General features: G+C 63.6%; 1 protein-coding gene. It reads right to left on the reverse strand.

The window, feature by feature from the left end; translation table 11 throughout:
• A protein-coding gene (locus tag H8B02_RS47320) for an IS630 family transposase (protein WP_229172518.1) occupies positions 1-1,115 on the reverse strand; the annotation gives its coding sequence in 2 pieces (ribosomal slippage) (positions 1-743 and positions 743-1,115; 1,116 coding nt annotated over the 2 pieces). This gene is flagged as partial in the annotation.
• Positions 1,116-1,244: the final 129 nt, after the last annotated feature.

Here is a 1,244-nt window from a genome sequence, read left to right on the forward strand (position 1 = left end):
CTCTTTGGAAGCGTTGGGATAGGCGCGGCCCATTTTGGAACGGGCCTTGTCGGTAGTGAACATCCATTTGATGCGGGAGCGTGCGGCATTTCTCTGGCGTTCCCAGGCGGCGATTTCGCGGCGCAGCCGCTTGGGGTCGTCGATCCTGCGATCGAGGCACTGTCCGCGCATGACGCCGATCTCGATCTCGACCATGTTGAGCCAGCTTGCGTGCTTGGGGGTATAGTGGAACTCGAGCCGCCGCAAAATCCGTCTGGCTTCGGCAGGCGGGAACGCCTGATAGAGGGCGCCGGCAGAATGGGTCGATAGATTGTCCTGGACGACCCTGATGGTCTCGGCGTCGGGATAATGGATGTCGACGAGCTCGCGCATGCATTGGGCGTAGTCTTCTGCCGCACGGCGCTCGGTGACTTTGACCTTGCGCCAGGGACGATGCACGTCGAGCAGGACGAAGAGGTTGACGGTGCCATTGCGACGATACTCGTAATCGTAACGTTCGAGCCGGCCCGGCTCGGCCGGGATTGGTTGGCGCGCCTCGCCGATGAGCTGCACCGGGCTTTCGTCGAAGCACACCACCGGCCGCTCGGGATCGGGTGCCTCGGCGTAAAGGTCGAGCACGTCTTCCATGCGGGCGACGTATTCGCCATCGACCTTGGGAATGCACCACATGTCCCGACGCCACGGCTTGAGGCCGTTCTCGGCCAGCCGCCGGCGCACCGTCTCGCCTGACAGGCTCTCATATCGGTGAGTTTGACCATCGCGCCGGCCAACAGCTCCAGCGTCCAGCGGGCACGGCCCGCAGGCGGCTTGGTGCAAGCGGTTGCCACCAGCAGAGCCTCTTCCTTGCCGGTGAGCTTTCGCTCTGCCCCGGGACGCGGCTCCTCGCTCAGCGCCCGTTCCAGATTGCCTTCCACGAAGCGCCGCTTGGTCCGGTACACGGCGGAGCCGCCCACCGCCACGGTGCGCGCAATTTCCTCGTCGCTGCGGCCGGCATCCGCCGCCAGCAGAATCTGGGCTCGCTTGAGTTTGCGGGCAGCGCATTTGCCCTTGCTCAGCATCGTGGTCAGTTCGTCGCGTTCGGCTTGGCTCAGTTCGACTCGATAACGTATATTCATCTCGGCCCCCTTTGTCGGAGAGCCGGATGAATCGACAAATGAATCGGAAATCAGGCCTCGCCCGCCGCCCCGGCGCGCAAGGCTTCACCGAAAAGCAGGGCGAGTACCTCGCTTTCATCTACACCTACT

Source organism: Bradyrhizobium altum, from assembly GCF_020889705.1.
GTDB lineage: Bacteria > Pseudomonadota > Alphaproteobacteria > Rhizobiales > Xanthobacteraceae > Bradyrhizobium > Bradyrhizobium altum.